The following is a 23,917-nucleotide window of genomic DNA, read 5'->3' as shown; positions in this document are numbered from 1 at the left end:
ACTACTTGGTTTCACGATGGATCGTATGTTTGCCACAGTACTTGCAAAACTTTTTAACTTCTAAGCGTTCTGCGCGGTTAACATTTTCGGTGATCGAATAGTTTCGTGAACCACATTCTGAGCAAGCAAGTGCCACTTTTTTCTTCGACATTCTTTTACTCCTTAGATCTTTATCAGTATAACTCTATCAGTAAAGTAAGTTGCTGTCAATTAGTTGAAATACTTAAGATTTTCCTTTGTTGCATCCAAAACTTCAGCTAATTCACCTTGAATGATCGTACGATCGACTTCGCCATCATCACCCGAAGCACAGGTCACCAAAGTTATCATCTTTTTGCCCGGTTCATCATAAATATATTGAACTTCACTCTTGTTAACAACTGTTTTAACAGTAGTCGTGTAAACATATACTTTCTTTTCATCGGTCACATAGATCTTGTCTCCCAGCTTGGCATCAGCTAGCGGACCAAAAAGTAATTTGGCATCTTTCATATGGTGCCCAGCTAAGGCATAGTTGCCTTCTGCCCCCATTTGTTCGCCTTGCTTCATCGTTCCCGCACCACGTACCAGATCTTCATTGTTCAAGCCTTCAAAGATCGGTAATTTTAACCCTACACTTGGCATAGCGATCTTCCCGATGGCATCATTTTTAGCACTCGTGGCCGCACTAACGACCATTTGATTATCGACAGCTTTGATCTTTTTAAAGTTAAAATTTGCCTTTTTGGAGTTTTGATCAGCTTTAACAACTGTCGTGCTGACAGCTGAATTAGTCATATGGTTGACTAAGGCATTTTTGATCTGTTGGTTAAAGATAAGCGCCAATCCTACAACAAGCAAGACTACGATCAAACAATACTTTAAAAATTTTTTCATTAGTATTTAGCCACCTCACTAAAAATTCAACTTGATATAAAACGGTGCAAAGTCACGCTTAGCTCGCTCACCCGCCAATTCAGCGGTCGTTCCGATCAAAAGCTCGGTCCCATCTGGTAGTAATGGAGTCACTTGAGCTGCGATCTGTTGCGCTAAACGCTCTTTTTCAGCACTAGCTACAGTAGAAGCATATTCTAGGGTCACCATATATTCATAGTCACTCTTTCCTGGTAATAAGATCCCCAATAGCCAAGCACTGAGAACATCAGGTTTTGTCTTGACTACCCGTCTGATCTCATTTTCCAACGTCAAAGAAAGCTGTCCGGGCATTGTCTTTAATTTAAAGTCAGCTGTCTTCTTCTTTAAAGCTTGGACCTGAAAAACATTCTCAGCTGGAATGATGACATCACGTTCACCTTCATCAACTAACATTCCCGCTGCTCCAAGCGTTTTTAATTCTTGAGCTAGCCGTTCGAGTCCTAAAGCGACCGTGCTTAACCCTGAGTTTTCAAGGAGCTTAGTCGGTTCTGTCGTATAGACTAAAAGCTCTTTTTTACCATCATTTTCTTTTGTCTTAGGATAGCCGTATTCCAAGATAACATAGAGCTTCACATTGCCCAAACAAGTATAAAAGCGCAACGCTTTAGCTTGATCAGTAACATCTGCCACAAACTCATCTAATGCATCTAGAAATTCGGCTACTTTTTGTTCATTCATCTCATTTGTCATCTGCTTTGCCTCGTTTCTTACTTACATGTCGTGTTGCTTCTGTCACAAAATTCTCAGGTTGGTTAAAGTATGGATAAAAGAAGAAGTCAGAGACCTTTAATTCATCTACTGTGACCTCTTTTTGGATCGCAAGTGAAAGCATATGCAGTGTACCCGCTTGATCTGACCGGCTTGCGATCTGGGCTCCTAAAAGGCGATGATCTTCTTTATGGTAGACCAAACGCAATTTGATCTTGCTATTTTCAAGCATGAATTTTGGTCTTTGCCAAGTCTCATAGTCAACGTATTCATGGGGGATACTATAACGGATGGCTTCATTGACTGTCACACCCGTTGAAAATAGATTCAACCCGTAGACCCGCACCGCATTTGAAGCTTGGGTCCCACTTGAGGAAATATTTTCCCCCGCAATATTTTTGGCTGCAACATAGGCCCCCCGCAAGGCATCCGAGACTGAAAAGTTAACGACTAATTCTTTTAGGATATTTGAATACGAGGTCGAACAATCGCCTACCGCGTAGATATCTGGATCAGAAGTCTGTTGATACTCATTTACAATATAGGCACCATTAGTGTATAGCTATAAATGGAAACGTCCTAGGGAAGTATTTGGTAAGAATCCCATCGTCAAAATGGCCATATCAGTCGAGTATTTCCCACGGTCAGTAATGATCTGATCGATCCGACCAGATTTACCGACATAGCTTTGGACCTCTTCTTCTAAACATAGATCGATCCCTTTTTCACGCAAGCGTTCTTCGACTAGGCGGCCAAATGGTTCATCATAGTGCGACATCATTAAATGCGGGTTGGCATCATAGATCGTTACATGCTTTCCACGTTTTTGGATCGCTTCAGCCACTTCGATCCCGATATAGCCACCACCGATGATCGCAACATTTTTGACATTATTCAGACCCAAACGCTGATTTACTTCGAGTCCCTCATTTAAATTCTTGATACGATAGATCCCACGTAGATCATTACCATTGATCCCTAGACTAACTTGTGACGCCCCCGTTGCTAAAACTAGCTTATCATACTTGACTCCTTGTAATCCTTGTTTATCCCTAAAGATCACTTTTTTGTTCCTAAAATCGATCGATTCGACAAGTGCTTCTGTGTAAAGGGCTGCAAGCTGCTTGCGTAAAGTTTCATTATCGAAATAGAAGAAATTTCGATAAGAATTGATCTCGTTTGATAAAAGTAATGGTGTACCACAACTAAGATAGCCTAAATTATCACTCTTATCGATCATAGTGATCTCAAATTCTTTTCCACTATCCATTAAATTCCGAGCAACCGCCAACCCAGCATGGTTAGCTCCCACAATAACGATTTTTTCTGCCGACATTTTTCTTATCCTTTCTTTTTTATCGTTCGAGCCATAATGGTACTAGCTTCATTTATTTTGCCCCCAGTTTAATAACAAAATTTTTATTCTATTCTCATATACTTAATTATACTAAAATCAGCATACGCTGACTACTACATCAGCCCAGAAATATCTTGTTCAAAACAAAAAAGAAGGAGAATAATTCCTTCTTTCTTGTATTCTATTCACTTAAAAATTTAGAAGTTTTTTTCATCCTTCTTTTTAACACCAAAGCCAACTAAGCCTAAAGTAGCTGCAACAATTGCGGCACCGACCGCAGCCATCGTTGTTTCATTTGCATCACCCATTTGTGGTAATTCAGCAGCAGCTTGTGGGGCTTCTTTAGCTAGTGCTGGCGTTGTTGGAACTTCAACTGGTGTATCTTCACCTGGAACACCTGGGGTCACACTCACGATACTTGTTGTGTAACCTGGAACATTTGCCTTATCAGCATAGTAACCTGTGGTCACAGGAACTTTGACATCTTTAACGATCTCATCAGGAATGTCTAAGTTAGCCTTGACTGTATCAGCCGCACTACCAACTGTTACACCATTGGCATTTGTTGATTTGATCTGTGCTTCATAACCATCGATCTTTGGTGTATTTACCGCATCGTAAGCTGTCTTAGTATTGACACCCTCAGCGATCTGCCGACCAGTGATCGCACCACCAGCTGAATAACATTGTAAGTTGATATACAATGGATCTTGAATATCGATCTTAGAGTCAGCAGCCCCAATGGGAAAGAGATCAATTCAGCATAGAAGTTTGTGTTATCATCGCGAATATCGATGATCGCACCTTTTTTAGAAACAAAGCTAGCTGAAGTATTGCTACCACGTGAATCAAGTGAGATCACGTCATCCCAAGGGTTATCGCCACGGTTAGTCAAGATAACACGGGAAGTGGCAAATTCATCAATTAAGATATTCCCGCCTTCATTGACCCCGATGTAATTGTAACCATCGTAAGAACCAGATGTACCAGTTTTACCGTTTGATTCAAATAAAGTATCTGAATGTTTAGAGATCGTAATGTTAGAATCGTTTGCCAAGTCTAAAGCGCCCCCACGACCTTTGTTTTGGAAGTGGACCTTAGAATATTCACCTGAGACAAAGCTTGAGTTATTGCCTAAGATGATCCCGTCACGACCAGTAAAGTTAAAGGTCGAGTTTTCACCCAATTCAACTTTACTTGGGCCAGCATTACGTGATTGACCTGTACCGTAACGTTATGACCATTGCTTCCGATATTTCCATTGCTGGAAGCCGTGATCGCGCCATTAACATTGATCGTTTGGTAATTAGAATACCATAGCGCTGATCAATTCTTGCCAACTAGAAACATCAGCGATCGTATTGTCTATATTAGCAGCTAAAGCACAGGCTGAAGTATCGACATTAGCACGTCGGAAACCTGCTGTATCTTGAGGTGTTGCAGCGGTTTCTTCATTGGCTTTTGCTTGACTTTCAGCCGAATTTGCTACATTATTATTGGATAATACCGAATCATTATTTGATTCAGCTTGATCAGCGGTTGTCGCTTCTTGTTTATTGTTTTCTACCTGCGTATTTGTCTGGTTGATTTCATCTGCGGAGGAATCTTGGGCATCGTTGGTGGAAGTTGTGGAAGTCGATGCTTGAGTACTTGTAGCATTTCCAGCTGCTTGCGCTTGATCGGCATCTGTGGTGGAAGTTGATGCTTGATCTTGGCTAGCTTCTTGAACTTTGAGTCGGGAAGAATCATTAGTACTACTTGTATCGGAAGCTTTAACTGCTGTGTCAGACTGTTGCGTTGTTTCTTATTCTGAATCATTTGCTTGACTAGTAGAACCGATGAAAAAAGTCGTACCTACTAAAACAGAAGTTACACCTACACTAAGCTTTTTGATCGTATATTTGGAGACCTTGTTGGCGGATCTTCTCAAATACAGATCTCGATTATTTTTTGAGACCATTTGTCCTTATTTCTCTCCTTTAAATAAACATTAAATTTTTGAACATTAATGATGTATAGTCTTTGTTGAATTTTTCGAGAATGAATAATTCAACAAGAATTGTAAAAAACGTCATATTTTTTATCTAAATAATTGTATTTTTCAATAAAAATTGCAAAATCGTTGAATTTGTTAACTAGATTAAACGAAAAAAAGTTATAATGTTAATTGGATTAGTCAATTATTAAAAGCTCTATATATCAATTTTAATTTATATATGTAAAGAGGTCACGATTTATATGAAAAGGCTAAAAATGATCAAATCTCTGCATATTTGTCTCAGACTTCCAATTATTGTCTTTGACGAAAATTTAGAGATCATCGAAGAGTATCGTTCCAATCAGACAACGGTGCTCTTTAACGACTATGAAAATATTCTAAAAGAAGCTTTGAACTCACACGAGTTGTTCAGCTTCATCAGTGGGAAACTAAACGACATGTTTTTACTCTATAATTTTGAGAATTTTCATATCCTATTTGGTCCCTTCAAATGCAATATCGTTGATAAAACCTTCTTCTATAAGGGAATGAAAGATTTAAAGATCAGCGCTAAAGATCAAGAGATCCTCTATAGTTATTTAAATGACCTACCGTTATTTTCAACTAGTGAGCTGCGTGATATTTTGATCATGGTCCACTACTTCTTTTCCGGTGAGATAAAAGATCTAATGTCTGATAAGATCCACCTTGAAACAAAGAAATATTCAGCTGAGATCACCGATGAACGGATCGAATATTTAGTTTCTCAAAACTTCGATTCAAATATGTATCTCTATCTCTATGAACATAAGATCTTAGACTATGTGCGCAGTGGTGATGTCAACAAATTACGCGATATGGTCTTCAAGCTAAGCAATGGGGTCATCCCTGCAGTTACAGGCGATACCTTACGTTCAGAAAAAAATTATTCGATCGTGGTCTTTGAAAAACTCTCTCAGGCTGGGATCGAATTAGGGATGGATATCATCACTGCTTATGGTAGTCGTGATCTTTTCATCAAAAAGACTGAACTAAGCAATACTTTAGATGAGATCTTGCAAGTCCGTGATTCGGCGATCGTGTATTACACCAGCGAAGTAAATAAGGTCATCACCTTACACCTATCGCCACTTACAACTTCGATCATTCAATATATCAACACTAATATGTATCGACCTTTGAAAGTCAAAGAGTTAGCGAGTTATTTTAACATCAGTGAATCTAAACTGCGAACACTCTTTAAGACTGAATTAGGTTCAACGGCCCAAGATTACATCATCGATCGTAAAATCGAAGAAGCAAAACTCATGCTCAAGTCAAATGTTACAACCAATGAAGCAGCTTATACCCTTGGTTTTGCAGATGCATCTCACTTCTCTAGGGTCTTTAAAAAGATCGTCGGTAAAACGCCTAAGCATTATCAGCAATCAGCTACTTTAGTCGACTGATCAAAATCAATATCAAAACGAGGTCCCCCTTGCGATATATTTACATCGCAAGGGGGACCTCGTTATTTATACAACTTTAAAAGTGGATCCTCCGTCAGTCCCCACACTCTATGTACTGAAAAAGAGAAGAAAATTCTCCTCTTTTTCAGGCTCTAGAAATTAGATGTTTTCTTCATCTTTTTTCTTTTTGCTGGCAAATCCGAACAAGCTACGTAAGCTTGTGATCATTACCGCACCAAGCGCTGCGATAGAATTGTTGTCTGCGTCACCCATTTGAGGAAGTTCAGCAGCAGGCTTGTCTGCCTTAGGTTGTTCCTTAGCAGCTGGTTGTGGTTTAGCCTCTGGGGTCGTTGGGGCTGGAGCTGGTGTGCTTGGTCGACCTGGTGTCTTTTCAGGATCTTTTGGTGTTTCTACCTTGTTGTAGACAACTGGTGTGTCTTCACCTGGTATGTTTGGTGTCACACTTACAGTATCAGTTGTGTAACCTGGAACATCTGGGGTATCAGTTACGACGACCTTCGTTGGATCGTTAGGATCGTTCTTGTATTGAAGTGTTGGTACACCCGGAATTGGGTTACCTTCTGGATCAACTGGAACGATCTTACCGATTTCGTTGTAAACCACATTTGTTTCGATGTTTTCTTGAGTAGCCTTAGGACCTGGTACATTTGCTTTATCAGCATAGTAACCTTCGATCACAGGAACTTTAACATCGTTGTAGTTGCCCTTATCACTTGTCCATACAGCATCTGGGTTCTTGACCTTACCTGTAACTGTGTCAACGATCAATGTCCGTGTCCATGTTGATGTTTGAACGTCATCATCACGTAACTTGTTGCCGTCTTTATCAACGAAGTGCACTGTAGAAGTAAATTCCTTGGTGTATTCGTCTTTAGCTGGCCATTTTGGTCCATTTGGATCGTTAGGGTTGATCGGTGTACCTGGTTCGTGTGGATCATTTGGTCCAACTGGTGCTTCACCGTGTTTGAATGTTACATAGTAAGTTTGATCCACATCATTGTCACTATTAAAGGCTGCGTCACTTGGGAAACCGTCATTCACTAGAACATAACCTTTAGCAAGCAATTCCTTGATCTTATCAGCTGTGCTGTATGTGATCTTAGAACCTGACTTACCAGTGAATTTCTCTGTTGATAAGTCCGTATCTGTTGTCACATCACGGAAGATGATCTTAGCATTTTGATCACGTTCATTTGAAATATCTGGTTTCTTAGGATCTTCATTCTTTTCGTAAACGACTGGTGTATCCTTGCCTGGATCTTCTGGCTTAACGCTTGGTACGCGTGGAGTGTAACCCGGAATTTCAGGAACTGGTGTGATACCACCCTTAGTTGGGTCTTTTGGATCATTGTTGTAACCTGGTGTTGGTGCACCTGGAATTGGGTTACCATTTGGATCTTGTGGTGTGATCTTACCTAATGGAGTATAGGTGATCTTTTCAACCAGATTTTCTTGTACCGTTGTCGGGTGTACACTTTCTGGTATGGATAAAAATTCCATACCAGTTTTTTGCGTAAAAAAACACTTCCCACATTTCTGTAGGAAGTGCCGTACGGGTCTATCCATATCGGTTGACGGACACCCATAAAATAAAAATCGTATAAAACCACATCATCATTCTTTTGGTTTCATACGATTTTTTCTAATACATATATTTATTTAGAGAGCTCATCCCGTAATTTAGCTAATGCATTTAATTGTTTATCGCTAAACGGTGAGCGTCTGACCAAGGCTTGGTCTTGATATTGTCTAGCTGCTGCATGGACTTCGCGTTTTGCCCGTTTTATATCTTGGTACAATTCCCAAGCTGGTTTACGCAGGGCACCTTTAGAAAAAACAGTCCATTGTTCTGCCCCATCACTTGTCGCCACTTCAACTTGGGTCAAACGTGTCTGCAATTTTTTAGCCAAGGCTTCGATATAGCTATCTGCAGTTTGGCCTTCATCGGTCCAGACGACTTGGATCCCATATTGCTCATAGCTCTTTGACAAACCTGGCACATACATGGCATCAAAGACAACGATGATCTCCGCGTTACTTTGCTTATAGTAATCTGAGAGAATATATAATAGTTTATCGCGAGCTTCTTCTAGGCGATCAGCCTTTTTCAACTTCTCTAATTCTGGCCAATGCCCGATCATATTGTAGGCATCAACGATCAAAATTCGCTTCTTCATCGTTAATTGCCCCGTGAAGTAAAGCCTTGATAGATCAAAAGACTAGCAGCAACACTAGCATTTAAACTTTGAACATGGCCAACCATCGGGATCGTCAACATCTCATCACAATTTTTCTTAAGTAATGGGGCGATCCCTTTGCCTTCATTACCGATCACCAAAGCAGTCGGTCCCTTGGCACTCCATTTTCTAAAATCAGTCCCATGCATATCAGTTCCAAAGACCCAAACGCCACGTTTTTTAAGCTCCTCAACTGTTTGAACGAGATTCGTTACCCGACATACCGGCACATATTCGATCGCCCCAGTTGAAGTCTTCGCTACTGTTGACGTCAATTGTACGGCGCGGCGCTTAGGAATAATGATTCCATGGACTCCCGCAGCATCAGCCGTTCGCATGATCGAGCCTAAATTGTGCGGGTCTTCGATACCATCTAAGATGATAAAGAATGGATCTTCATCTTTAGCCTGAGCTTTAGCAAATAGATCATCTAAACTCGCATATTCATAAGCCGCTACAGCCAAGACGACCCCTTGATGGTTTTGACCATCAGCTAATAGATCTAACTTAGCTTTTGGAACTTGGTTGACGATCACACCTTTTTTCTTGGCCAAACTAGCCACTTCTTTTAAGGCATCAGCTTTTAGACCCGATTGTAAAAACACTTTATTGACCGCTTGCTTGCTCTTCAAAGCAGCCACAGCTGGGTGACGTCCGATCACAAAATCTTCATTTGTTGCCATTATTTTCCCTCCGCTTCAACCGTTTTGATGCACCAAGCTGCCAATTCATCTAGGCGCTCAGTCTGTCCACTTAGGTAAAGATAACCGAACAAAGCTTCAAAACCAGTCGAGATCCGATAAGTCACAACTGATGTGTTCTTCGCCGAAGTATAACTCTTCGCATTTCTACCGCGGCGGAAATACTCTTGTTCTTCCGGTGTCAACAGTTCTTGTTCTTCCATTTTCTTGATCAGCATTGCTTGGGCTTTAGCCGACACATAGTGCGTCGCGCGATGATGCAAACGTGTTGGTTTAGTCATCCCTTCATCTAATAAATGCTTTCTGATATAAACTTCATAGATCGCATCCCCCATATAAGCAAGCGCGATCCCATTTACTTGTTTGTAATCTGCCATTTTACCCTCTCTTCCAGCGTGTCCCTTGTGGGGTATCTTCTAAAATGATACCTTGAGCCTTCAAAGTATCTCTGATCTCATCACTTGTAGCAAAATCACGGTTTGCACGCGCTTCATCCCGTTTTTTGATCAATGCTTCGATCTTTTCATCACCGAGCTCTTCATTTTCAAACTCGATCCCAAAAATTTCCGCTAAAGTTGCAAAATTTTGTAACAGATATTCTAAAGTTGCACGGTTGACTGCTTCTCTAGCTGCATAAATGTTTAATTCACGCGCTAATTCGTAGACCACTGTGATCCCATTTTGCGTATTAAAGTCATCATCCATCGCTACTTTGAATCTCACCACTAATTCTTCAACTTTTTCTTGGACCTCAGCTTCGAGCGCACCATCACCGGCATCTTCTAAACGGTAACGCACATTTTGAACAGCTGTCTTTAATTTGTTCAAGTTAGCCTTAGCATCATCTAAGTTAGCTTGACTATAGCGGATCGGATGGCGATATTGTGTCGTTGCCATCAAGAAGCGAACAATCTGCGGATCGATCTCTTTAACTAATTCATGAACTGTCACGAAGTTGCCCAGTGACTTACTCATCTTTTCATCGTCTTGACCGATCGTCACAAAACCATTGTGCATCCAGTAGTTGGCAAATTTTTGTCCATTTTTAGCTTCACTTTGAGCGATCTCATTTTCATGGTGTGGGAATTCCAAGTCTTGACCGCCAGCATGAATATCGATCGTTTTTCCAAGATATTTACCAGCCATCACCGAACATTCGATATGCCACCCGGGACGACCTTTACCCCAAGGAGAATCCCACGCGATCTCTTCCGGTTTAGCACTCTTCCAAAGTGCAAAATCTAACGGATCTTCTTTTTTGCCTTGGTCACTTGCTTGGACACGTTCACTCGCCCCTTGTTCTAAGGCATCGATCGATTGCCCCGAAAGTTTCCCGTAATCTTTAAATTTACGTGCACGATAATACACGTCTCCTTGCGCCTCATAGGCATAGCCCTTATCTACTAAAGCAGCGATAAAATCAATTATCTCGGGCATATTTTCCATGACCCGCGGATTTTTGCTTGCCTTTTTGATGTTCAAAGCAGCGATATCTTCATAAAAGGCTGCAATGAATTTAGTTGTCACTTCTTGAACCGACAGCCCCGTTTCTTGACTAGCTTTGATGATCTTATCATCAACGTCGGTAAAGTTAGAAACATAATTTACTTCATAGCCACGATATTCAAGATAGCGTCGAACAGTATCAAAAGCGATCGCTGAGCGGGCATTACCGATATGAATATAATTGTAGACAGTTGGCCCGCAGACATACATGCTGACCTTACCATCGACAAGCGGTTTAAAGTCTTCTTTTTCTTTAGTCAAAGTATTATAGATCTGGATCATATTGTAAACCCCCTTTTATTTTTTGAGTGTGGAGCAAAGCGGGGTGCTCCGTGCGGATAGCCTAGCAGATCAGATGGTGCGCTTTTGGCAGCATTTGATCTGTGTAGCTATACGCTAGGAGCAGCTTTGCGTAGCACGTTATTGAGTGTGGAGCAAGTTGGGCTAAGGCGTATGAATAACTGTGCTCTGAGACTGATGCGCTTTTCGCATCTGGCTTAGAGCATTGTTATTCACTAGCCTTAAACTTGCGCAGCACGTTATTTTGAGTGTGGAGCAAGGCGTATTGCTCCGTACGGATGTAAAATAAAAGGGCTGCAACTTTTGTCACAGCCCTGATTAAGCTGCCTTTGCGCAGACTAATGTCTTTTTTATCGCAGCTTGTTATTATATTCTAAGCTTTCATTTCAGCTAAAGTCTTATCCAAATGTTCCAAAACTTTTTGGCGACCTAAAAGCTCGATCGAAGGAGCTAATTCTGGCCCGTGCATTTCACGCGTCGTTGCGATCCGGATAGGCATGTAAAGCTTGCGCCCACGTACACCAGTATCTTTTTGGATCTGACGGATCATGTTTTGGATAGATACAGCATCAAAGATCGGTAATTCTTTTGCTTGCTTAGCAAATTCTTCCAACACGATCGTTGCTGACTCATCTGCTAATTCAGCCTTAGCTTCTTCATCTAACATTGGTGGTTCAGTGAAGAAGATCTCAGCCATTTCAGCTAATTGACCCGTATAAGACATTTGACGCTTATACAAGTTAACTAATTGACGGACCCATTGGATCTTCATCGTATCTGGATCTGCTTCGATCTTGCCCGCCTTGATCAATTGCTTCAAGGATGAATCTGTGATCTCATCACTATCAGCTGATTTGACATATTGGTTGTTGATCCATTCAAGTTTCTTACCATCAAAGGCTGCTGGTGATTTACTCAAACGTTTTGGATCAAACATCTTGACAAAATCTTTTTGTGAGAAGATCTCAGATTCACCCACTGGCGACCAGCCAAGCAAGGTGATGAAGTTAAACATTGCTTCTGGCAAGTAACCTAATGAACGGTATTGTTCGATAAATTGCAAGACAGATTCATCGCGCTTGGAAAGCTTCTTACCTGTTTCGGAGTTGATGATAAGTGACATATGCCCAAAGACTGGAGCTTCCCAGCCAAAAGCATCGTAAACAGCCAATTGTTTTGGTGTGTTAGCCACGTGATCATCCCCACGTAAAACGTGTGTGATATTCATCAAATGATCGTCAACAACTACCGCAAAGTTGTAAGTTGGCATTCCGTCGCGTTTTTGGATCACAAAGTCGCCCCCAATAGTATCGGAGTTGAAGCTAACTTTACCCTTAACGATATCATCCCATTCGTAGACCTTATCATGTGGTAAACGGATCCGGATAACTGGTTTTAAGCCCTTTGCCTTAGCTTCTTCTTGTGAAGCCTTGATCTGATCATCCGTCATACCTTCGTATTCGTAGATATAACGTGGGGCTTCACCGTTAGCCTTTTGTTCTTCACGTTGCGCTTGTAATTCTTCTTCTGTCATGTAAGATTCATACGCTAGACCCTTGTCCAATAATTCTTGGATCAATGGTTGGTAGATATCTTTACGTTCGGATTGACGGTAAGGACCATATTTACCTGGTTTATCTGGGCCTTCATCCCAGTCGATCCCTAACCATTTAAGGTTATCGAGCTGGCTTTTTTCGCCGTCTGCAATATTACGTTTAGTATCCGTATCTTCAATTCGTAAAACGAATGTCCCTTTATTGTGACGTGCAAATAAGTAGTTAAATAACGCGGTTCGTGCATTACCGATATGCAAATGCCCCGTTGGACTTGGTGCATAACGAACGCGAATCTTATTTTTTGCCAATTTAAGCGCCTCTTTCTTGTTATTACTTTACATACCCTACAATTTTACAATGAATAAGGTAAAAAATAAACTACTCTAGGCTAATTCCTTAGTTTTTTTCACGTAACTTCTTCTTAGAATGGTAAGGTTTCGCAAAGATCATCCGCCCAGCATCGGTCTGGATCGCCGAAGTAACTTCAACTTCGATCGTCTTGTTCATGTAATAACGCCCATCTTCGACCACGATCATCGTACCATCATCGAGATAAGCGACCCCTTGTTGACGCTCAGTCCCATTTTTGATCACCATGACGTTCAACCGTTCACCTGGGATCACTCGCGGTTTGAGTGACTTAGCCAAAGCATTGACGTTTAAGACCTTCACATTTTGAAATTCACTGACTTTATTCAAATTATAGTCATTAGTTACGATCACCGCATCTAACATCTTAGCGAGCTTGATCAGTTTTGAATCGACTTCTTGAATATCATCAAAATCGCCTTCATACATCTCAACTGGCACGATCTTTTCATTTTGTAACTTGTTCAAAATGTCTAGCCCACGGCGCCCGCGAACACGTTTGATGCTATCACCTGAATCAGCGATATATTGCAATTCATACAAGACAAAGTTAGGTACGACTAAAGTCCCTTCTAAAAAGCCAGTCTTGGCGAGATCATAGATCCGACCATCGATCAAAATGTTAGTGTCTAACAATTTGTATTTATAGAAATTGTCGCCTACTTTACGTTCTAAAACGTTATTTTCTTCGGCTTCTTTTTTCTTAGATCGTGCCGAGAACAACTTCGGCAAATCGCCTAGTCGTGTGCGCCCTACGAACCAGCCGAGATAGGCAAACAAGATCATCACGATCACTGGCAAGATCGTATTGATGAAGAACAGTGGTGATTGCCAGAAAAGCGTTGAGATCAGGACCGCGATCACAAGTGACACAATAATTGCAATACTCTCAGAAATGATCGCTTCGGTCTTTTGTTTAGCCAGTGTCTCTTCGACTTTTTTTAGCGCCCCTTCAAGTGGTTCAGCTAAGATAAATGAGCATAGCATCATTAAAACCAACCCGATAAACATATTTACGATCGGATTATATAAAACTTGTATTTGAATGTTTAATAGGTTCCACAGACCGGGCAAAAAGGAATACCCTGCCCCGATACCGAGGAACGCAAAGATCAATTGGATTATTCGTTTGCGCATGTATTAATTACCCCTTTCTTAAAAAACATGCCGTAAAGCTTCACTGATCGTCTTAACGCCAACCACATCGATATTAGTTGGCAATTCCAGACCATTTAAATTATTTTGGGGAATAAAGACCCGTTTAAAGCCTAATTTAGCTGCTTCAGATATTCTTTGGTCGATCCGGGTCACCCGTCTGATCTCACCGGTCAAACCTAATTCACCGATAAAACAATCATCTGGTGCAGTTTGTTGGTCACGATAACTCGACACCAAACTCATCGCGATAGCTAGATCGATCGCTGGTTCGTCTAATTTAACGCCCCCAGCTGCTTTCAAATAAGCATCTTGATTTTGTAAAAGTAGCCCCGCCCGCTTTTCGAGCACTGCCATGATCAACGAGACCCGATTATGATCTAAGCCCGTCGTTGTTCGCTTAGCATTGCCAAATGCAGTTGGGGTGACTAACGCTTGGATCTCCGCTAAGATCGGCCGTGTTCCTTCCATTGAGACCACGACCGCCGAACCAGTTGCGCCACTCAAGCGCTCTTCTAAAAAGATCTCGGATGGATTAGGTACTTCAACTAGACCACCATCGCGCATCTCAAACACGCCGATCTCATTAGTCGAACCGAAACGATTTTTGACTGCCCGTAAGATCCGGTAAGTGCGATGCATATCGCCTTCAAAGTACAACACCGTATCGACCATATGCTCTAAGATCTTCGGTCCGGCGATCGCGCCACCCTTAGTCACGTGACCAACGATAAAGATCGTGATCCCATTTGTCTTAGCAATTTGCATCAAAGCAGCGGTCACCTCGCGGATCTGCGCCACACTTCCGACTGCTGAAGTAACTTCTGGCATCTGCATCGTTTGCACCGAGTCGATGATGACATAGTCTGGTTTTAAGTCTTCGATATTTTGTAAGATACTTCCCATATCGGTCTCGGGGTAAAGGTAAAATTCACTACCTGAGACTCCCAAGCGTTGGGCACGCATCTTGATCTGGTTGGCACTTTCTTCACCCGAAACGTAGAGCAATTTCCCCCCTTGATCGGCTAAACTTCCCGAAACTTGTAAAAGTAACGTTGATTTACCGATCCCAGGGTCGCCCCCGATCAAGACCATTGAACCAGGAACGACACCGCCACCTAAAACACGATTCAATTCACCGTTTTTCGTATCAACTCTAGGTGTCTGTGAGATCTCGATCGTGTCGATCTTTTGTGGGGTATTCGTTGTTCCTGTCAAAGTAACGCGTGGTGCTGCTTTAACGGTCGCACTTTTTTGTTCGACTTCTTCAACTAAAGTGTTCCATTCGCTACAGTTAGGACACCGCCCCAAATAGCGTGGTGATACATAGCCACAGTTTTGACATACATATCTAGTTTTGACTTTTGCCATAATTGCCCCCCCTCTACTTATAAAATATTAGTATACCCGAAAATCATTAAAAAAATTATAAGATATCTTTAAATTCCTAACGTCCTGATGAACCAAAACCGCCAGTTCTCTTAGCTAAAGGCGCTGCTTCATCATCAGCCAAAAGATACGGTAAAAAGATGCCTTGGCCTAATCTTTCGCCCTTTTTGATCACTTTGTCCGTCAGCCCAAAATTGACCAATTGGAAAAAGATCTCGCCTTCATTGTTATCATTTCCATAATAATCAGCATCAACGATCCCGACTCCATTTGGCAAGATCAAACCGTGTTTTAATGGATTGCTGGAGCGGTTGGCCAACATCAAGAACTCATCTGGTTGCATATAAGCCTTGATCCCAGTCGGCACAAGGTATGGCTTTAAGACCTTATTAGCGGCTACTAGATCTTTTTTTGTGTACTCTTTTTGTTTGCGTAACGCATGTAAGACCTTCAAAAAGTTGCGTTTCCAAATACTTGGTAAGACAAAATCTTTAGCTGCACAAAAATCATAGCCCGCTGCATTTTGAGTTGCTCTAACTGGCAACGTCAGATCTTCACCTTCATATTTTGAAACGATTTCAAATCCTCTTTTCATTTCTCAAACCCCATTCATTTTAGTAGTTGTCAGCACTATATTTATGATACCATTAATTTTGAAGGCAAACAGCATTTCACATTATTTAATGTTATGTTTTTTACCGCTGATAATTATTTAATTTGGGGTGATAGATATGGATTTCATCTGGCAAGACGACCAACTAATTTGTCAAAACGAGCAGCAAGAAATGCTCGGTAACATTGGCTTTAAAATGATCAACAATGACCAAACTTATGTTATCGAACGTACTTTTGTCGCTGAACAAGCACGCGGCCAAGGACTTGCAGAAAAGATGACCGTCTTCTTTTTAGAGCACGCAAAGGTGCAAAACAAGACGATCCTACCTTTATGCTCTTACACGCAAAAATATTTTGCAGCTAATCCTGAACTTGAACACTTATTATTCAAGCAAAATAAATAAGTTAAATCTGAAAGGGTCTTTTACATGAATCAAAATGAACTAAAACGTCTGGTAGGCGAAAAATCAGTTGAATGGGTCAAAAATGGCATGATCGTCGGCTTAGGTACCGGCTCGACCGTCCGCTACATGGTCGATGCTTTGGGACGCCGGATCGCAGAAGAAGATCTTCAAATAACTGGCGTGACGACCTCAAGTGTTACGGCTAAGCAAGCAGAATCCTTAGGCATCCCTTTGATCTCAGTCGATGAAGCTGACCATATCGATATCGTGATCGATGGTGCCGATGAGATCTCAAGCGATTTCCAAGGTATCAAAGGCGGTGGCGCTGCCCTTTTGTTTGAAAAGATCGTGGCGGTCAACTCCACTAAAGTCCTTTGGATCGTGGATGAAAGCAAGATGGTCGATAAATTAGGGGCTTTCCCATTACCAGTTGAGGTCATCCCATATGGCAGCCAAAAATTATTCGACCGTTTTGCGGCTAAAGGCTTGAACCCGACTTTCCGCAAACAAGAAAACGGCAGCCTCTTATTGACCGACTCCGATAATTACATCATCGACTTACATCTCGAACAGATCGATGATCCACACGCTTTAGCCGAATATCTCATCCACCAAGTCGGGGTCGTTGAACACGGTCTTTTCTTAGACATGGTAAATGACGTGATCGTCGGCAAACAAGTTGGTCCTGTGGTCTTACATGCTCGTGACTAGTACATTTTACAAAAAGAAGCACATTTTTGGTGCTTCTTTTTGTGATTCAGTTAAAACTTGTAACTTTTATCACCATAGACTAATATTAAAAACTTTAGATTTAATAATTTAAAACTAATTACTTGTTTACTTATAGCTAAAAGAGGACTACACTATTAGTAGTTCATTAAAGGGGGATGATTTCCAGTGACTAAATCAATCAGCACTGCGCAACTTAAAAATTTTAAGAATTTACTTGAAAAACGTAATGATCACCGTGTTCTTGAACGGACTGTAACACAAAACGGGATCTTAGCTTCCAGCCGTGACTACCGGGCAGAAGTGAACACCACACCTGTTTTCTCGATCGATCTTGATACAGGTAAGGTCGCTAATCAGAAACAATCCGGTCGTTGCTGGATGTTTGCTGCCTTGAATACTTTGCGTCATGACCTACGCAATCGCTTGAATCTACCAGATGATTTTGAATTATCGCAAAACTTTACATTCTTCTGGGATAAACTTGAAAAAGCGAATTATTTCTATGAAAACATCTTAAAAACAGCCGGTTTCCCAACCTCTGACCGCAAAGTTGCGTGGTTGTTATCAATGCCACAACAAGACGGTGGTCAATGGGACATGATCATGGGCTTGATCGAAAAATACGGCGTTGTGCCAAAGTCTGCGATGCCAGAGACCCACAACTCCTCAGCTTCACGTGAATTCAACTCACTTTTGAACCTTAAATTGCGTAAAGATGCCGTCTTATTGCGTAAATTGGTTCAAAACAAAGCAACTGAAGCTCAGATCGAAACAGAAAAAGAAAAAATGTTAGCTGAAGTTTACCGTATGGCAGCTTACAGCTTTGGTGAACCACCGGCAACATTTGATTTTGAATATCGTGATAAAGATAACAACTATCACCTCGACCGCAACTTAACGCCAAAAGAATTCTTCGATAAATATCTCGGTTGGGAAACCAAAGATTACATCTCAGTGATCAACGGACCAACAGATGATAAGCCATTCAACCACATGTACACCGTTGATATGTTAGGCAATGTCGTTGGTGGGCGTGAAGTACGACACTTAAACGTTGACATGGATACCTTCAAAAAATTAGCTATCAAGCAATTAGAATCAGGCGAAAGTGTTTGGTTCGGTTGTGATGTCGGCAAATCTTCTGACCGCAAACAAGGGATCATGGATACTGAACTCTACCACCGCGATCAACTCTTTGATGTGGATCTTGCAATGTCAAAAGCAGAACGCTTAGATTACGGCGAAAGCTTGATGACACATGCCATGGTCTTGACCGGGGTCGATCTGGTCGATGGTCAGCCTAAGAAATGGAAAGTTGAAAACTCTTGGGGCGATAAAGTCGGGACAAACGGCTTCTTTGTAATGACGGATGACTGGATGGATGAATATTGCTACCAGATCGTTATCAACAAGAACTTCTTGCCTGATGAATTAAAAGAAGTTCTAAAAGAAGAACCTAAAGTCTTAGCACCTTGGGATCCTATGGGTTCATTAGCTTAATGATAAAAAAGATCTCACTGAAGTTTTGAGTATAACTTCAGTGAGATCTTTTTTTATAATGTCGTTTTAGAGATGATCTGTAATTTCTCGTCTAATTCATAGATGATCGGCGCTGCATTAGCAACTTCGACCCCATCGATCCCTGTATCAGAGATCGCTTCTAGGTATTTGATCAACGCCCGTAAAGTACTACCATGGGCCACGATCAATTGATCTTTTCCTTGCAGTACTCGCGGAGCAATATGGTCGACCCAGTAAGGGATGATCCGGGCTGAAGCTTGTTTTAAGCTCTCGGCTCGGGGGACGATCGTTTTGGGATACCTTTGATAACGGCGATCGCTTTGTGGTTTTTCCAACAAAGGCGGGACAGCATCAAATGATCGGCGCCACAAAGCAACTTGCTTTTTACCATAAAGTTTACGGGTATAGTCTTTATTCAGGCCCCGCAATGCGCCATAATGTCGTTCATTTAAGCGCCAAGTTTTGGTGAGCGGTAAATAACTTTGCCCTAACTCAGCTAACACGATATCGGCTGTTTTGATCGCACGTTGCAAAACTGATGTATGTACGTGTTCAAACACGATCCCTGTTTGGCGTAATTTTTCACCAGCTATTTTAGCTTCTCTGATACCTTGAGCTGTTAAAGGTGAATCCGACCAGCCCGTATATTCGTTTTCTTGATTAGCTAAACTTTGACCATGCCGGATCAATACTAACTTTGTCATCCGTCGTTTCCTTTCCAATTGATCTTACTTCTACTACTATAACGAAAAAAGAAGCGTCAAAAAAGGTCTGTCGCTTCTTTTTTATTAAAATATCAATCACTGTACCGCCATTTTGGATCCGTCAAGATCCGAGCTGCGATCAAGCCCAAAGGTAAAGCCAAAACGATCAAGGTTGCTTGGGTCAACCAATATGCCCCCACACTGATCGAATTTAAACCGATGTTGTACACCGCCCGATACATATAGAGCCCAGGGACCATGATCACGATCGCCGGTACCGTCAAAGAAATACGGGGGTAACCCGCTTTTTTGCCTAAGACCGAAGCCAACAAGCCCGCCAACAATGCTCCAGCAAAGGCAGCAGCTGCAGGAGGAACATTGGTAAAATCGACCAATTCCAAACGTAACGTATTCGCCAAGGCCCCGATGATCCCCGCAGTCGAAGCTAGTTTAGGTGAACTATTGAACATCAAGGAAAAGCCAAAGACACCACAAAAACTAGCCGGAAGCCTTAAAGCTAGCAACTGCCAAGAAGTGAGCTGTAAAGGTATAAAATCTTCAGGCTTAAAGTTGATGCTCATCGCGGTCAGCCAGCCGACCATCGTGGCAACGATGATGATCGTCAAAGCATGTGCCATGCGTTCCAAACCTGAACGCATATCAAGTTTAGCGATATCTAGCCCACTCGTGATAAACGGAAATCCTGGGATCACAAATAACATCGCCCCGATATAACCCGCTTCGTGGCGGCTAGAAACCGAAAATAGTGCCTCGATCCCCCGAAAAGAGACCATGTACATCAAACAGGCCACTGCCACACTGACAAATATCCCCGCAAATAAAGTGATCTTGTGCTGATTCATCTTAGCACGCACATAATTACCAAAGCCCGCCCCGATAAAGGCACAGATCATTTCGATCAGACCACCACCGAGTAAAAAGACAAAGGCACTGCAGGCAAGAGCAGCCGCCAACCCTAAAACAGGTGGCTTATATAAGCCTGATTTAGCCCGGATCTGATCGATCAAATAATGGATATCTGAGATCGTCATCTGCCGACCGTGGCGTTCGAATTCTCGCACGAACCACTCAAGATCAGTCAACTTACTTGTATTGACCCCTGAAGTCGCTAGTGCCAAAGTTTGAGTGTAACTTTCATCGAGTTCGACACAGGTGTATTCGATCGAGACTAACCCCACATCAGCTGTACAGGTCAATCCTAAAACGCGGGCAATACTATTCATTGAATTTCTAACGCGCCAGGCCCCAGTTCCACAGGCAAGCATCAAGATCCCGATCCGTCCAACGATCGCTGCTCTCTCCTTTAAACTTGCATCAATTGCCAATTCATCGCCGGCATCTCCGATGAATTCGTCCCATCGGATAGTCATATGGTGATGCTTGGATAATGGCGCACGTTTTCTTTTAGTAGCCTTCTTACTAAAATTTTTCTGCTGTTCCATTTTATCCTCCAAACTATCAATGTAAATTACCGTTTTATTTTCACGGTTTTGTAAACAATATGTAACATTACCGATTATAGCACAAAATCCCTTTATTTTCGGGCTTTTTACGAAAAGAAATGTTTGACTTAAATCTTAATTTAAATTAAAATTCCTTCCTAAACCTTATATTTTATGTCCAAACGTGTATAATTCAATGAGAGAGCATAAAAAATAAGGAGCACCATATATGAATAATGAAATTGAACCGCGATCGAGAAAGAGTTCGTCCTCGCATGTCAAGAAGCGTGATCCCAAATTACGCAAACGGATCTGTTGGACTTTGCTGGCACTGACCTTGATCGTTTTTTTGGGAGCTGGAACTTACATATATCACATTCTAAATTCAGCTAAAGATACGTTAGACAAGACCTACAACGGTTCAAATATAACTAAGAGTCGCGACGTTTCCTCTGTCCTAAAAGACAAGCGTCCGATCTCGATCTTACTGCTTGGGACCGATACAGGTGATCTCGGGCGCGATGACACTGGGCGAACCGATACGATCATTGTCGCCACTTTAAATCCCGAAACTAAGACGACTACTTTAACAAGTATCCCACGCGATACTAAAGTCAAAGTTCCAGACTCGATCAATTCATATGATAAAGTCAACTCAGCCTACACGATCGGCGGGGTCTCAACTGCGATCGAAACGATCCAAGATACACTTGATATTCCGATCGATTACTACGTGTTAGTCAATATGCGTGGGTTGACCCAGATCGTTGATGCTGTAGGTGGGATCACGATCAAACCACTACTTACTTTCAAGTACGAAGATGCTGATGTAACTAAGGGCAAAACGGTAACGATGAATGGCAAACAAGCTTTGGCCTATTCACGAATGCGTTACGATGATCCGGAAGGCGATTACGGTCGGCAAAAACGGCAAAAGCAAGTTATCGAAGCCATCGTTAATAAATCACTTTCTGTTTCTGCAGTTTCTAATTATCAAAAATTACTCAAATCGATCGGCAGCAATATGCAGACCGATCTAACTTATGGCGATATGATCACGATCGCAACTAGCTACAAAGACGCTGGCCAAACGATCGAATCTAACGTGCTACAAGGACAAGATACTATGCTAGATGGGCTTTCATACCAAGTCGCATCTGCTTCTGAAAAGAAAAAAGTCTCGGATGCGATCCGTAAGCAACTCGGCTTAGACGCTTCGACTAAGAGTTTTGACGATGATTCATCGCTCACTAATTCGACTGGTGGTTCTACCTATCAGACAACTGATGATCCAACGACTTACACCAATGACTATAGCAGCACTTCCGATTATACTGGAAATTATGCTTATTAATTAATATTTCAAAGACACGCTCCAATAATTTGGGGCGTGTCTTTTGTATGCTCTTAAACGCTAGATAGCTGCACTTACAAGCGTTTATGGCTCTCCTAGGGAGTTATTTAGCCTTTCGTTTATTATAGCTGTGAGACGTATTTGAGCAACTTTACTTATCACCGCTATATTTTCAGCACACAAAAAAGCTCATTGAAAATGCACTTGTCATTTTCAATGAGCTTTTGAAAACTTATCTTAACGGTGGATGTAGATGTAGCTACCTGCACCAGAGATAGTTTGTGTGTTAGGACCAGCTGGATTGCTGAAGCCCATACCGCCTTGGCTGATCGTTACAGAGTTACCGTTAACAGATTCAACGTAAGCAACGTGTCCGTAAGCACCATCAGCTGTCCATTGACCACCAACAGATTGGCCTGGTAAAAAGACGATGATCGAACCAGCAGCTGGTGAATGGTCTACTCTAAAGCCAGCAGCTGCTGCAGATGAACCCCATTGGCCACCATTGCCCCAGTTATTGCCAGCCCAAGGAGCAACTTGTTTTACATACCATGTACATTGACCCCATGGATATGTGTTACCGGCTACGATACCATGTGCGCTACCATCACCTTGGCTGATGCTACCAGCGTTAGAACTTGTAGCTTCTGGTGTTGCTTTGTTTTCAGTAGCTTTGTTATCGTTATTGTTGTTGTTTGACTTGTTGTCATCTTTCTTAGCGTCAGCAACTTGGGCAGTTGCGTTTGCTTTATCTTGAGCAAGTTTAACCGCATTTGCAGCTTCTTCATATTGAGATTGTAAAGCAACTAAAGTAGCTTTGTTATCTTCGATCTTCTTGTTCAAGTCAGCTTGTTGTTGATCAGATTTTTCTTTCATTGATTTCAAATCGTTTTGCTTTGTTTCAAGTTCAGATTTATCTGATTGCAAGTTAGCTTTTGTCTTTTCTTGTTCATTCAATAATGCTGTGTATTGATCTTTTGCTTCCTTAACGTCGTTCAAAGCTTCTTTGTTAGCTTGGTTCAATTTGTTAACTGCAAAAGTACGTGAAACTAAGTCAGAGAAGTCTTCTGAGTTGATCACGAAATCAAGGTAGATGTTACCACTAACTGTATCGCCAGATTTCTTTTGTAAAGCAACTAATTGACCTTTAAGTGCTTCTGTACGTTTTTCAACTTCGACCTTAGCACCTTCGATCTGACCGTTCAACTTGTTGATCTTTTCGTTTGATTGGTCGATATCAGTCTTTAATTTTTCGATCTTTTCAGTGTTATCTGAAATTTGTTCTTGTAACTTAATGTTGTCAGCGTTTGCTGATGCAATATCTTTTAATAATTTATCTGTTTCACTCTTGTTAGTATTGATCGCATTTTGAGTATCAGATACAGTATCTGCACTCACTGCTGTTGTTGTGTTTAAAACAGACACAGCCAACATACTAAGTGCGACTGTACTTGTGATTACTTTCTTTAAAAACATAATTTTGG

Annotated in this window: 25 protein-coding genes; 5 read left to right on the top strand and 20 right to left on the bottom strand. The window is 41.6% G+C overall.

Annotated elements, in window-relative coordinates; all coding sequences use genetic code 11:
• Nucleotide 1: 1 nt before the first annotated feature.
• The 8 genes from rpmG to GSR62_RS01845 all read right to left on the bottom strand — a co-directional run bounded on the left by rpmG (nt 2) and on the right by GSR62_RS01845 (nt 4,940).
• On the bottom strand, nt 2-151 hold the full coding sequence (gene rpmG, locus GSR62_RS01875; RefSeq protein ID WP_005918839.1) for a 50S ribosomal protein L33: 150 nt from the start codon (nt 149-151) through the stop codon (nt 2-4).
• 59 nt (nt 152-210) lie between these two features.
• Complete coding sequence (locus GSR62_RS01870) at nt 211-876, bottom strand: class A sortase (RefSeq protein WP_005918837.1); 666 nt, start codon at nt 874-876, stop codon at nt 211-213.
• An 18-nt stretch (nt 877-894) separates the two neighbouring features.
• Nucleotides 895-1,605 (bottom strand): enhanced serine sensitivity protein SseB C-terminal domain-containing protein, encoded by a 711-nt coding sequence (locus GSR62_RS01865; RefSeq protein WP_066024218.1) that lies wholly within the window; start codon nt 1,603-1,605, stop codon nt 895-897.
• Nucleotides 1,595-2,047: an NAD(P)/FAD-dependent oxidoreductase gene (locus tag GSR62_RS09500; RefSeq protein WP_225362245.1), complete on the bottom strand. Its 453-nt coding sequence runs from the start codon at nt 2,045-2,047 to the stop codon at nt 1,595-1,597. Before GSR62_RS09500 ends, GSR62_RS01865 begins: the two co-directional genes overlap by 11 nt.
• A gap of 138 nt (nt 2,048-2,185) precedes the next feature.
• Nucleotides 2,186-2,959 carry an NAD(P)/FAD-dependent oxidoreductase gene (locus GSR62_RS09495; protein WP_225362244.1) on the bottom strand — a complete coding sequence of 258 codons (774 nt, stop codon included), beginning with the start codon at nt 2,957-2,959 and terminating at the stop codon, nt 2,186-2,188.
• A 218-nt stretch (nt 2,960-3,177) separates the two neighbouring features.
• A complete protein-coding gene (locus GSR62_RS09490; RefSeq protein WP_066024217.1) occupies nt 3,178-3,684 on the bottom strand; it encodes a hypothetical protein in 507 nt (168 codons plus the stop codon).
• Nucleotides 3,588-4,166: a hypothetical protein gene (locus GSR62_RS01850; RefSeq protein ID WP_225362243.1), complete on the bottom strand. Its 579-nt coding sequence runs from the start codon at nt 4,164-4,166 to the stop codon at nt 3,588-3,590. The genes GSR62_RS09490 and GSR62_RS01850 overlap by 97 nt, the downstream gene beginning before the upstream one ends.
• Before the next feature lie 618 nt (nt 4,167-4,784).
• A complete protein-coding gene (locus tag GSR62_RS01845) occupies nt 4,785-4,940 on the bottom strand; it encodes a YSIRK-type signal peptide-containing protein (protein WP_083213907.1) in 156 nt (51 codons plus the stop codon).
• A gap of 278 nt (nt 4,941-5,218) precedes the next feature.
• Here GSR62_RS01845 and GSR62_RS01840 point away from each other — a divergent pair, with 278 nt between their 5' ends.
• Nucleotides 5,219-6,406 carry a YSIRK-targeted surface antigen transcriptional regulator gene (locus tag GSR62_RS01840; RefSeq protein WP_066024215.1) on the top strand — a complete coding sequence of 396 codons (1,188 nt, stop codon included), beginning with the start codon at nt 5,219-5,221 and terminating at the stop codon, nt 6,404-6,406.
• A gap of 159 nt (nt 6,407-6,565) precedes the next feature.
• Here GSR62_RS01840 and GSR62_RS01835 read toward each other — a convergent pair whose 3' ends face one another.
• From GSR62_RS01835 to GSR62_RS01795, 9 genes are all read right to left on the bottom strand, one after another.
• Nucleotides 6,566-7,927, bottom strand: a complete 1,362-nt coding sequence (locus GSR62_RS01835; RefSeq protein ID WP_066024214.1) for a mucin-binding protein — start codon at nt 7,925-7,927, stop codon at nt 6,566-6,568.
• 155 nt (nt 7,928-8,082) lie between these two features.
• On the bottom strand, nt 8,083-8,604 hold the full coding sequence (locus GSR62_RS01830) for an NYN domain-containing protein (RefSeq protein WP_066024213.1): 522 nt from the start codon (nt 8,602-8,604) through the stop codon (nt 8,083-8,085).
• A gap of 2 nt (nt 8,605-8,606) precedes the next feature.
• A complete protein-coding gene (gene rlmB / locus GSR62_RS01825) occupies nt 8,607-9,347 on the bottom strand; it encodes a 23S rRNA (guanosine(2251)-2'-O)-methyltransferase RlmB (RefSeq protein ID WP_010688525.1) in 741 nt (246 codons plus the stop codon).
• Entirely contained in the window at nt 9,347-9,742 is a 396-nt protein-coding gene (locus GSR62_RS01820) for a Mini-ribonuclease 3 (RefSeq protein ID WP_010688526.1), read from the bottom strand. Before GSR62_RS01820 ends, rlmB begins: the two co-directional genes overlap by 1 nt.
• Before the next feature lies 1 nt (nt 9,743).
• Complete coding sequence (gene cysS / locus GSR62_RS01815) at nt 9,744-11,153, bottom strand: cysteine--tRNA ligase (protein ID WP_066024212.1); 1,410 nt, start codon at nt 11,151-11,153, stop codon at nt 9,744-9,746.
• A gap of 391 nt (nt 11,154-11,544) precedes the next feature.
• On the bottom strand, nt 11,545-13,035 hold the full coding sequence (gene gltX / locus GSR62_RS01810; RefSeq protein ID WP_010688528.1) for a glutamate--tRNA ligase: 1,491 nt from the start codon (nt 13,033-13,035) through the stop codon (nt 11,545-11,547).
• A gap of 88 nt (nt 13,036-13,123) precedes the next feature.
• Nucleotides 13,124-14,233, bottom strand: a complete 1,110-nt coding sequence (locus tag GSR62_RS01805) for a PIN/TRAM domain-containing protein (RefSeq protein WP_010688529.1) — start codon at nt 14,231-14,233, stop codon at nt 13,124-13,126.
• Between the two features lie 18 nt (nt 14,234-14,251).
• Entirely contained in the window at nt 14,252-15,622 is a 1,371-nt protein-coding gene (gene radA, locus GSR62_RS01800; protein WP_010688530.1) for a DNA repair protein RadA, read from the bottom strand.
• Between the two features lie 76 nt (nt 15,623-15,698).
• Nucleotides 15,699-16,235 carry a dCTP deaminase/dUTPase family protein gene (locus tag GSR62_RS01795; protein ID WP_066024211.1) on the bottom strand — a complete coding sequence of 179 codons (537 nt, stop codon included), beginning with the start codon at nt 16,233-16,235 and terminating at the stop codon, nt 15,699-15,701.
• A gap of 136 nt (nt 16,236-16,371) precedes the next feature.
• Between GSR62_RS01795 and GSR62_RS01790 the strand changes: the two genes are divergently transcribed.
• The 3 genes from GSR62_RS01790 (at nt 16,372) to GSR62_RS01780 (ending at nt 18,891) form a co-directional block, all read left to right on the top strand.
• Nucleotides 16,372-16,659 (top strand): GNAT family N-acetyltransferase, encoded by a 288-nt coding sequence (locus tag GSR62_RS01790; protein ID WP_010688532.1) that lies wholly within the window; start codon nt 16,372-16,374, stop codon nt 16,657-16,659.
• A 24-nt stretch (nt 16,660-16,683) separates the two neighbouring features.
• Nucleotides 16,684-17,370 (top strand): ribose-5-phosphate isomerase RpiA, encoded by a 687-nt coding sequence (gene rpiA, locus GSR62_RS01785; protein WP_010688533.1) that lies wholly within the window; start codon nt 16,684-16,686, stop codon nt 17,368-17,370.
• Nucleotides 17,371-17,556: 186 nt separating this feature from the next.
• Nucleotides 17,557-18,891 (top strand): C1 family peptidase, encoded by a 1,335-nt coding sequence (locus GSR62_RS01780; protein WP_066024210.1) that lies wholly within the window; start codon nt 17,557-17,559, stop codon nt 18,889-18,891.
• Between the two features lie 53 nt (nt 18,892-18,944).
• On the opposite strand, the gene GSR62_RS01775 is transcribed toward GSR62_RS01780, so the two are convergent.
• Together GSR62_RS01775 and GSR62_RS01770 are read right to left on the bottom strand one after the other, a co-directional pair.
• Entirely contained in the window at nt 18,945-19,616 is a 672-nt protein-coding gene (locus GSR62_RS01775; RefSeq protein WP_066024209.1) for a 2,3-bisphosphoglycerate-dependent phosphoglycerate mutase, read from the bottom strand.
• A gap of 92 nt (nt 19,617-19,708) precedes the next feature.
• Nucleotides 19,709-21,079 carry a threonine/serine exporter family protein gene (locus GSR62_RS01770; protein WP_066024208.1) on the bottom strand — a complete coding sequence of 457 codons (1,371 nt, stop codon included), beginning with the start codon at nt 21,077-21,079 and terminating at the stop codon, nt 19,709-19,711.
• Between the two features lie 229 nt (nt 21,080-21,308).
• Between GSR62_RS01770 and GSR62_RS01765 the strand changes: the two genes are divergently transcribed.
• Nucleotides 21,309-22,433 (top strand): LCP family glycopolymer transferase, encoded by a 1,125-nt coding sequence (locus GSR62_RS01765; RefSeq protein ID WP_066024207.1) that lies wholly within the window; start codon nt 21,309-21,311, stop codon nt 22,431-22,433.
• Nucleotides 22,434-22,670: 237 nt separating this feature from the next.
• Here GSR62_RS01765 and GSR62_RS01760 read toward each other — a convergent pair whose 3' ends face one another.
• Nucleotides 22,671-23,909, bottom strand: coding sequence for a CHAP domain-containing protein (locus tag GSR62_RS01760; protein ID WP_066024206.1), 1,239 nt, complete (start codon nt 23,907-23,909; stop codon nt 22,671-22,673).
• Nucleotides 23,910-23,917: the final 8 nt, after the last annotated feature.

The organism is Ligilactobacillus animalis (genome assembly GCF_009933595.1).
GTDB classification, from domain to species: Bacteria; Bacillota; Bacilli; order Lactobacillales; family Lactobacillaceae; genus Ligilactobacillus; species Ligilactobacillus animalis.
This window is presented reverse-complemented; position numbering and strand designations above follow the sequence as displayed.

Excerpts from the sequence above, each read along its gene's own strand:
- rpiA (WP_010688533.1), top strand. The coding sequence starts at position 16,684 with ATGAATCAAAATGAACTAAAACGTCTGGTAGGCGAAAAATCAGTTGAA.
- GSR62_RS01870 (WP_005918837.1), bottom strand. The coding sequence starts at position 876 with ATGAAAAAATTTTTAAAGTATTGTTTGATCGTAGTCTTGCTTGTTGTA.
- GSR62_RS01775 (WP_066024209.1), bottom strand. The coding sequence starts at position 19,616 with ATGACAAAGTTAGTATTGATCCGGCATGGTCAAAGTTTAGCTAATCAA.
- GSR62_RS01830 (WP_066024213.1), bottom strand. The coding sequence starts at position 8,604 with ATGAAGAAGCGAATTTTGATCGTTGATGCCTACAATATGATCGGGCAT.
- cysS (WP_066024212.1), bottom strand. The coding sequence starts at position 11,153 with ATGATCCAGATCTATAATACTTTGACTAAAGAAAAAGAAGACTTTAAA.
- GSR62_RS01835 (WP_066024214.1), bottom strand. The coding sequence starts at position 7,927 with ATGGAATTTTTATCCATACCAGAAAGTGTACACCCGACAACGGTACAA.
- GSR62_RS01805 (WP_010688529.1), bottom strand. The coding sequence starts at position 14,233 with ATGCGCAAACGAATAATCCAATTGATCTTTGCGTTCCTCGGTATCGGG.
- rpmG (WP_005918839.1), bottom strand. The coding sequence starts at position 151 with ATGTCGAAGAAAAAAGTGGCACTTGCTTGCTCAGAATGTGGTTCACGA.
- GSR62_RS01765 (WP_066024207.1), top strand. The coding sequence starts at position 21,309 with ATGAATAATGAAATTGAACCGCGATCGAGAAAGAGTTCGTCCTCGCAT.
- rlmB (WP_010688525.1), bottom strand. The coding sequence starts at position 9,347 with ATGGCAACAAATGAAGATTTTGTGATCGGACGTCACCCAGCTGTGGCT.
- GSR62_RS01770 (WP_066024208.1), bottom strand. The coding sequence starts at position 21,079 with ATGGAACAGCAGAAAAATTTTAGTAAGAAGGCTACTAAAAGAAAACGT.
- GSR62_RS01820 (WP_010688526.1), bottom strand. The coding sequence starts at position 9,742 with ATGGCAGATTACAAACAAGTAAATGGGATCGCGCTTGCTTATATGGGG.
- GSR62_RS01790 (WP_010688532.1), top strand. The coding sequence starts at position 16,372 with ATGGATTTCATCTGGCAAGACGACCAACTAATTTGTCAAAACGAGCAG.
- GSR62_RS01865 (WP_066024218.1), bottom strand. The coding sequence starts at position 1,605 with ATGACAAATGAGATGAATGAACAAAAAGTAGCCGAATTTCTAGATGCA.
- GSR62_RS01760 (WP_066024206.1), bottom strand. The coding sequence starts at position 23,909 with ATGTTTTTAAAGAAAGTAATCACAAGTACAGTCGCACTTAGTATGTTG.
- radA (WP_010688530.1), bottom strand. The coding sequence starts at position 15,622 with ATGGCAAAAGTCAAAACTAGATATGTATGTCAAAACTGTGGCTATGTA.
- GSR62_RS09495 (WP_225362244.1), bottom strand. The coding sequence starts at position 2,959 with ATGTCGGCAGAAAAAATCGTTATTGTGGGAGCTAACCATGCTGGGTTG.
- GSR62_RS01845 (WP_083213907.1), bottom strand. The coding sequence starts at position 4,940 with ATGGTCTCAAAAAATAATCGAGATCTGTATTTGAGAAGATCCGCCAAC.
- GSR62_RS01795 (WP_066024211.1), bottom strand. The coding sequence starts at position 16,235 with ATGAAAAGAGGATTTGAAATCGTTTCAAAATATGAAGGTGAAGATCTG.
- GSR62_RS01840 (WP_066024215.1), top strand. The coding sequence starts at position 5,219 with ATGAAAAGGCTAAAAATGATCAAATCTCTGCATATTTGTCTCAGACTT.